Origin of the sequence: Bacillus sp. YC2 (genome assembly GCF_019891195.1) — a bacterium.
Classification (GTDB): domain Bacteria; phylum Bacillota; class Bacilli; order Bacillales; family Bacillaceae; genus Bacillus.
In genome coordinates this window covers 154,930-161,996 of record NZ_JAHXDO010000008.1, presented here as the reverse complement: position 1 = coordinate 161,996, position 7,067 = coordinate 154,930, and the positions used below count along the sequence as shown (strand labels likewise).

The following is a 7,067-nucleotide window of genomic DNA, read 5'->3' as shown; positions in this document are numbered from 1 at the left end:
ATTGCGCAATCTTACGATAAAGGCCCGATTTTTTATGACACACAGGCAGAGCAGGAGTACATTGATTCATTACAGGCAGTGATAACTGACCTTGAAGAGATCGGCGGATTCTTGAATAAAATAGCGGACGAATTTGAGGAAAAAGATCAGATGCTTGCCAATTGGCTGAGATTATAGGAGTGACAAAGCAATGCCAACGTTAGATAACCTTTTAGAACTTAAAGATGAGCCAATACGAAAACAGCTGCAGCGGAAAATGCTGAAAGCAGGCATGACGCAAGTGGCAAAAACTAAGCTAGAGACGGTTAGAAAAAATCTTAAACCAAAGTTCGAAATGAATTCGCTGCAGGAAGAATTAAACGACGTTTATTCAGCCCTTTTATACAGCTTCGATGGAAAAGCGCAAAAAGCACTTGCTCAACGTATCAGTGAAAGTGCCCAGCTTATCGTTAACTCGGAGAACGACGGAGAAACTTTTGTTAATAGCTTTAAAACAAGATAAAAAGCCACTTTAATTATTAATGATAACCAGCAGTTGACTATAGACAAGTTCAGTCGCAGAGGTGGTCGAAATGAAACTAAACGCAACGCCGCGTCTAAACGCCGTTATGAAGGCGAAAGGGTGGACGCAGGTAAGACTTTCGGAAGCATCGGGCGTTCCGCAAGGTTCGATATCGCGATTCGATAAGAATAGTCGCCACGAAGATTGGCACGTTTTTTCGATTGCGAAGGCGCTCGGCGTAGAAGTCGATGAGCTATTCGAAATTGAAGAAGCCACGGAAGAGGACGCTGAATAAATCGGCGTCTTTTTCTCGTTTGTCGCAATTTGCGATGTTCAAATTATTCAACGCTTTCCTAAACCCGGTCTATACGGACAGATTTCAAGGCAAGTTCCTAAAATTTTCATTAGTATTATTCTTAGTTTTTCTTTTACGCCCTGCCTTACTGCTGATTTGTGCTAGTGGTGAAAATTTATCATGCTGTTCTTTCAGTGACTTTCTCGATAGATGCGTATACCTCTTAATCATCCGAAGATCGTTATGTCCTAATATCATCTGTAGGTGGCGTATGTCTCCCCCTGCTTCTAAGAACATAGTCGCTCCAGTATGTCGTAGTCCCTGAATTCGGGATAAGAACGTAAATACGGTGCAGCAAGTAACCGTTTAAGTTCTGATTTCGTTAATATCTCAATTACATCATCTGGCTCCGTTATTAGTTTCAAATTTAAAAAAGGATTCTCTGTGGCCAAATCTTCGTCAATCAAAAACCTAAAAAACGTTCGGATAGTCTTTATATAATCGTTAACTGACCGTGGGGATAGCCTCTGCGTCTTATGCTCGTCCAATTTGAACTTACGGCCTTCGAATTTAACCTTATCGTTAATCAGCCACGATACGAACCCACGCGCAAAGTCAACGTCAATATGGCGTATGTCTGCGGACACCCCGATCTCCTCCGCATAATTCGTTAAGTACCGGCAAGCACGCATGTACTTATCGATTGTTTCTGGCACCACATTTTCAGCCTGCTTTGCACGCACTAAACGATCAAAGAGTTCTTTTAATAAATAATTATCATTACGCTTCACCTTCCGTGCTCGTTTAACAGGCTTACCCTTCCGGTTTTCTGAATGTATAAAAAATCTCCTTCTATTCTGAGATTACAGTAAACCTATATTAAACAAAAGAGTGCTGACGAAAAATGACTCCAACTAACTAATCAAAAATGAATAATCTTCACCAAAACACGAACTTTAAACAGGTATTAACCACTATGAATCAACGAATCACGAACGAAACTAATCACTAACAACACGACGAACTGACGGACGAAGACGCTACCAGGGCGTTAACGAATTAAATTAATCGGCAAATATCGATTCTGGCCTATAACAATAACTAAACATCCCCCCATATAATCGTGTTTAATAACTAAATCGAACGCAATAAAAAATCCCCGTCTAAAAAGACAGGGATCGTGGTCACATATTTGTATATTTTCGGTCACGATGTGGTCACAAAAGGGCCGCCAAATTGTGACCGAGTCACATTTCCGCCTAAAAATGACGTTGAATGTTCGGATATTTCCGTGACATCACTTCGTTTCACACTCCGTTCACACAACGGAAAAATTAACGATTATCAATCGTCTCCGGATACATATCATGATTCATCATACGATGCTCAGCCATTTGTTCATACTTCGTTCCCGGTCTGCCGTAGTTTGTGTAAGGGTCAATTGAAATTCCGCCTCTTGGCGTGAATTTCCCCCATACTTCAATGTAGCGCGGGTCCATCAGTTCAATCAGGTCATTCATGATGATGTTCATGCAATCCTCGTGGAAATCCCCGTGGTTGCGGAAACTGAAAAGATAAAGCTTCAATGATTTGCTTTCTACCATTTTTTCGTCCGGAATGTAGCTGATGTAAATCGTTGCAAAGTCCGGCTGTCCCGTTTTCGGGCAAAGCGACGTAAATTCAGGGCAATTGAATTTAACGAAATAATCACGGTTGACGTGTTTATTCGGAAAGGACTCCAAAACCTCCGGCGCATATTCAAATAAATAGTTTGTCCCTTGATTACCCAGGAGTGTAACTCCTTCTAATTCTGAATCTTTTCTGGTCATATGAATCTCCCTTTCTCTTTATACTCCTCGTTTGTTTCCCCACAGCAGTGTATGCAGCTGGGGCAGGACTCTGACGAGATTCAATTCTGAATCAACAGAAACCTTGTCAACGAGTTTTTCATATTTTCCGAGCAGATGCGTGATTAACGCTTGGTCATCTGTCGTATGAACGTTGTCATTTCCGACTTGCAGATAAAACGGAATACCCGGATATCGTTTATGAACCGTTTTTGCAAATGCCAGATCCTCATCATTAAAAATGACAACTTTTAAACTGACCACATGGCCCCTGTTTGCCGCTTCCAGAGAAGACAAAATGCGATCCAGCTTGTTAAAATCAGTCGTCATTCCCGAGCTCGGCGGCTTCGGAGAAATCGTCAAGTCATCAATCATCGTAAACCAATCCTGATAAACCGTTCCTTGCGTTTCTAAAGCGGCGCGCACATCATGCTGTTTCAATAACATAATAAACGCGTCAAGCTGCTTTAACAGCGCCGGGTTTCCGCCCGAAATGGTGACATGAGAAAAGGCGTCTCCGCCGATTTCTCTCAGCTCATGATAAATGTCTTCCGCCGTCATCCAGCGGATATCTTTTTTGGCTGATCCGTCCCACGTAAAAGCGGAATCGCACCAGCTGCAGGAATAGTCACAGCCGGCCGTGCGGACGAACATGGTTTTCTGACCGATAACCATGCCTTCCCCTTGTATCGTCGGTCCGAAAATTTCTAAAACCGGAATTCCTTTAGCCATTCAGATCACCTTTTTTCGGACGGTATACGCAATAGCTTGTCGGTGTTTCTCTGACAAATATCTGCACGCAAACTGGTTTATTCTCCAGTGTTTCAAGATAGGCTTGAACCTTATCATAAATCGTTTTCGCCACAACTTCCGTCGTCGGCAATGAGTATCGGTCATCATCGGAAAATTCGTCATGATCATTCAGCAATGTATGATCATAAGCGCCATGCACCAACTTTTTCAGCACGCTGAAGTTCACGAGGAATCCTGAATCATCCAATTCATCCCCGGCAACGGTAATATTTACGGTATACGTGTGCCCGTGCACTCTGCTGCACGCTCCGGCACTTTCCCGGGGAATAAAGTGCGCGGCGGAAATGTGCATGTCCTTGTTCAATTCAAATGAGTAAGGATGCTGAGCCTGCGGGTAAATTTGAGAAAGCAATTAATTCCGCTCTCCTTTCATTTTCATATATTCATCATAGCCTTTATTGCGGAGCAGACATGCCGGACATTCTCCGCAGCCGTCCGCAATAATACCGTTATAGCAAGTCAGTGTATTGTTTTTCACAAAATCAAGTGCGTCAAGCTCATCGGCAAGCTTCCATGTTTCCGCTTTATTCAGCCACATGAGCGGTGTGTGAATAACAAACGGTTTTTCCATCGCCAAATTAACGGTGACGTTGCAGGATTTCACAAACTCGTCACGGCAGTCTGGGTAGCCGCTGAAGTCAGTCTCACAAACACCGGTTATAATGTGGCGCGCCCCGATTTGATACGCAAGAATAGAAGCAAACGATAAGAACACGAGATTGCGTCCCGGCACGAAGGTTGTCGGCAATTCCCCGTCTTTTGCTTCGATCTCAATATCGTCTCTTGTCAGCGCGTTTGGCGCAAGCTGGTTTAAGAGAGACATATCAAGCAAGTGATTTTTGACGCCGAGCTTTTCAGCAATGGCCTTTGCCACATCAATTTCCTCTTGGTGGCGCTGATTGTAATGGAATGTTACGGTTTCTACTTCTTCAAAGTTCTGTAATGCCCACAATAAACAAGTCGTGCTGTCCTGGCCTCCGCTGAATACGACGACTGCTTTTTCTTTTTTCATATCTGGTCTCTCCCTTATTTACATTTTACAAATAAAAAAGCGCCTTTCTCGGAAAAGGCGCCCTAAAAAACATAAAAAAAGACCGTATCCAAGGATACAGCTCGTCCTTAGTTTTTTATAGAGGGTGTAGCTAGAACCTCTCCCGCAGAAATACGGATTTTCTTCATTTTTTCACTTCTGCTATCATACCATAATCAAGTCTCCATTTACAATAAAAAAGACAGCCTGAAAACAAAGTTCAGGCCGCCGCATCCAGAGCTGATTTTAAGCTCTTCGTTTTTTCCCGGGAAATACCATCAGCGCCATTCCAATCAGGATAAATAAGACCGGCCAGAAGACAGACATCGGGAATAACAATTGATACATCATAATAAAACTTAATGCGATCAGCGTCAGCACCATTACCGGAATCAGCAGCGCCTTTTGTTTCCCGCCAAACAGCCACAGCTCGAATAAACCGAATGCGGTTGCTAACAGGTAAACAGGCCAAGTCACACCGGAATATGACCAATTTGTTGCAATTTCGAAGAAAAACAAGACGCCCGTAATAAGCAATATGCCGCCTGGCACAAGAAGCCCTGCGTTTTTCACCGGTTTTGAGCTGAAAATCGGGATATGAAAAGCAATACCAAGCAAAATAAGGATAGCTGGCCATCCATGTTCGTTTATTTCTGCATTTGTATTGCTGAAGATGCCGAAAATTCCTGTACAAGCAAGAACCGCCGATGCAATGAGCAGACCTTTTTGCTTTTTGCCGAACAGCCAGCTTTCAAAAAGCCCGAACGCAGCGGCAAAGAGATAGACCGGCCATGTTACATTTGCATAAGCCCAATCCGTTAACGTTTCAAACCATAATAAACCGCCTGTAATAAGCAATATACCGCCTGGGATGAGAAACCCCGTTCTTTTTTGCGGATGCAAAAATGCACTGATATGAAAAATAAGCGATACGATAATGATCAAAAGCGGCCATACCTCTGCCATAAGCATGCCGGCAAAACATGCAGCACCGATGGCGGACAGGATAAAAACAGGGATCAATACACCCGTTTTTCTTCCTCCGAAGAACCACAGTTCAAAAAGGCCGAGTGCGGGAGCCCATATATATACAGGCCAAGTCATACTTGAATACGTCCATCCTGTTGCGGTTTCAAAACAAAACAGGCAGCCCAGCACAAGGGTAATTCCGCCCGGAACGAGCAGCCCCGCTTTGTCAGCTGCTTTGCCCGTGAATAAAAATCCGGCATGAAAACCTGCGGACAACACAATGAAAAGAAACGGCCAAGCCGAGGCAGCCGCTACGTGGATTATTCCTGCCTTCTGTAAAAAAAAGAGAATACCGATGCCAATAAAAATGAAGCCTAAAAAACGAAAATCTTTCATTCCATACTCCTCCCCATCATTTCCCAATTCATTATACAGAAATGACAGAGAAAAAGAAGGGGAATTTTTCAAAAAAACAGACAATAGTCTCATGCCGCTCATATTTTTTGCGGGGTTTTTTTACAAACCAGCGCGCCGATAAAAGCAAGGCTGACATATCCAAACAGCGGATAAACCGTTGAAATCAGCTGGCCGTAGCCGATTTGACTGACAATATAAGCAAATATCAAAATGCCGCCGTAAATATATGTACTCTTTATATGAAGAAAGCTGTTCAATTGTTTTTCCAGACCGTATAAATTGCCGATTACCGATGTAAACACCTCACCAAAAATAATAAACAAATAAATGATATGAAGGGAGCGGGAAAATAAATAGACGACTTGAGCCATCGGAATCTCATATTCCTGCACATTCGGGAGCACCGACAAGGACAAAAAGCTTGCGAACAGCACCAGCGTAAGCAATCCGCCGCCTAAATAAGCCCCTCTTCGGATCACCTTTTCTGATGTCATTTCGTTTGCAAGGGGTACAAGGACAGCTTGGGCCAGCGATAAATTTAAAGCGCCGTAAGACACGGCTGACAAAAGCCAATTCCATCTGTCAGGCCATACCCATTCCTCCGCGTTCCTGGCGGTCGTAAACACAAATGAATCGGCCGCCACGATAAAAGAAAAAGAAAGCAATAGCGGCACAACTAATACATTGACACCGAAAACGCCTTTAACGCCGCTTGTCATGACGACAAAGCTCAGCCCCATTGTCAAAAGTATTCCGGCTTGAGCGGTCCAGCCAAGCTGTTCATGAAACAGCGCCCCCGCTCCGGACAGCATGACAGAGGTCACCCCTAACAAAATAAACATCATAAACATGTTGACAATGCGGCCGACAGACTGCCCGAATAAATAAGTATTTAATTCTTGATAAGACGCTGCATTGATCCGCTTTGAAATGATCATTATTTTTGCGCCTAAAAAAGTAAACATCAGGCCGCTCACTACAATGCCGAACAGACCGATCCATCCGAACCTCAGGAAAAACTCAACGATTTCGCGCCCCGTGGCGAAACCGGCCCCTACAACCGTCCCTACGTATACAAATGCAAGCTGACTTGCAGACCCTTTTGATTGTCTCATTTCACCCTCCGGCTAAACGCAGTTTTGTCCAGGCCTTTTTATCAGCCTATGAGACAAGTTGCATGAAAAGAAGAATAAA

At 43.6% G+C, this 7,067-nt stretch carries 10 protein-coding genes, 1 pseudogene and 1 riboswitch; of the genes and pseudogenes, 3 read left to right on the top strand and 8 right to left on the bottom strand.

Annotated features, from left to right (window positions below; translation table 11 throughout):
- The 3 genes and pseudogenes from KY305_RS20085 to KY305_RS14345 all read left to right on the top strand — a co-directional run.
- A pseudogene (locus tag KY305_RS20085) lies at positions 1–177 on the top strand (lipase); the annotation flags it as partial.
- 13 nt (positions 178–190) lie between these two features.
- Complete coding sequence (locus tag KY305_RS14350; protein WP_223063108.1) at positions 191–502, top strand: hypothetical protein; 312 nt, start codon at positions 191–193, stop codon at positions 500–502.
- A gap of 70 nt (positions 503–572) precedes the next feature.
- Positions 573–797 carry a helix-turn-helix domain-containing protein gene (locus tag KY305_RS14345; RefSeq protein WP_147797326.1) on the top strand — a complete coding sequence of 75 codons (225 nt, stop codon included), beginning with the start codon at positions 573–575 and terminating at the stop codon, positions 795–797.
- A gap of 84 nt (positions 798–881) precedes the next feature.
- Here KY305_RS14345 and KY305_RS20370 read toward each other — a convergent pair whose 3' ends face one another.
- The 8 genes from KY305_RS20370 to KY305_RS14305 form a co-directional block, all read right to left on the bottom strand.
- Entirely contained in the window at positions 882–1,094 is a 213-nt protein-coding gene (locus KY305_RS20370) for a hypothetical protein (protein ID WP_223063107.1), read from the bottom strand.
- Complete coding sequence (locus KY305_RS14335) at positions 1,085–1,588, bottom strand: tyrosine-type recombinase/integrase (RefSeq protein ID WP_223063106.1); 504 nt, start codon at positions 1,586–1,588, stop codon at positions 1,085–1,087. The genes KY305_RS20370 and KY305_RS14335 overlap by 10 nt, the downstream gene beginning before the upstream one ends.
- A gap of 543 nt (positions 1,589–2,131) precedes the next feature.
- The gene (queF, locus tag KY305_RS14330; protein WP_061523548.1) at positions 2,132–2,626 is read right to left on the bottom strand and encodes a preQ(1) synthase; all 495 of its coding nucleotides are present in this window, start codon (positions 2,624–2,626) and stop codon (positions 2,132–2,134) included.
- Between the two features lie 18 nt (positions 2,627–2,644).
- Entirely contained in the window at positions 2,645–3,376 is a 732-nt protein-coding gene (gene queE, locus KY305_RS14325; RefSeq protein ID WP_223063105.1) for a 7-carboxy-7-deazaguanine synthase QueE, read from the bottom strand.
- Complete coding sequence (gene queD / locus KY305_RS14320) at positions 3,369–3,809, bottom strand: 6-carboxytetrahydropterin synthase QueD (RefSeq protein ID WP_223063104.1); 441 nt, start codon at positions 3,807–3,809, stop codon at positions 3,369–3,371. The genes queE and queD overlap by 8 nt, the downstream gene beginning before the upstream one ends.
- Positions 3,810–4,469, bottom strand: a complete 660-nt coding sequence (gene queC, locus KY305_RS14315) for a 7-cyano-7-deazaguanine synthase QueC (RefSeq protein WP_223063103.1) — start codon at positions 4,467–4,469, stop codon at positions 3,810–3,812.
- A gap of 101 nt (positions 4,470–4,570) precedes the next feature.
- Positions 4,571–4,615: riboswitch (PreQ1 riboswitch) on the bottom strand.
- A 118-nt stretch (positions 4,616–4,733) separates the two neighbouring features.
- A complete protein-coding gene (locus KY305_RS14310; RefSeq protein WP_223063102.1) occupies positions 4,734–5,852 on the bottom strand; it encodes a hypothetical protein in 1,119 nt (372 codons plus the stop codon).
- Between the two features lie 98 nt (positions 5,853–5,950).
- Complete coding sequence (locus KY305_RS14305; protein WP_223063101.1) at positions 5,951–6,988, bottom strand: YkvI family membrane protein; 1,038 nt, start codon at positions 6,986–6,988, stop codon at positions 5,951–5,953.
- Positions 6,989–7,067: the final 79 nt, after the last annotated feature.

What these genes read in the sequence shown, in the direction of transcription:
- KY305_RS14350 (WP_223063108.1), top strand. Translation starts at nt 191, where the DNA reads ATGCCAACGTTAGATAACCTTTTAGAACTTAAAGATGAGCCAATACGA.
- KY305_RS14345 (WP_147797326.1), top strand. Translation starts at nt 573, where the DNA reads ATGAAACTAAACGCAACGCCGCGTCTAAACGCCGTTATGAAGGCGAAA.
- KY305_RS20370 (WP_223063107.1), bottom strand. Translation starts at nt 1,094, where the DNA reads ATGTTCTTAGAAGCAGGGGGAGACATACGCCACCTACAGATGATATTA.
- queF (WP_061523548.1), bottom strand. Translation starts at nt 2,626, where the DNA reads ATGACCAGAAAAGATTCAGAATTAGAAGGAGTTACACTCCTGGGTAAT.
- queE (WP_223063105.1), bottom strand. Translation starts at nt 3,376, where the DNA reads ATGGCTAAAGGAATTCCGGTTTTAGAAATTTTCGGACCGACGATACAA.
- queC (WP_223063103.1), bottom strand. Translation starts at nt 4,469, where the DNA reads ATGAAAAAAGAAAAAGCAGTCGTCGTATTCAGCGGAGGCCAGGACAGC.
- KY305_RS14310 (WP_223063102.1), bottom strand. Translation starts at nt 5,852, where the DNA reads ATGAAAGATTTTCGTTTTTTAGGCTTCATTTTTATTGGCATCGGTATT.
- KY305_RS14305 (WP_223063101.1), bottom strand. Translation starts at nt 6,988, where the DNA reads ATGAGACAATCAAAAGGGTCTGCAAGTCAGCTTGCATTTGTATACGTA.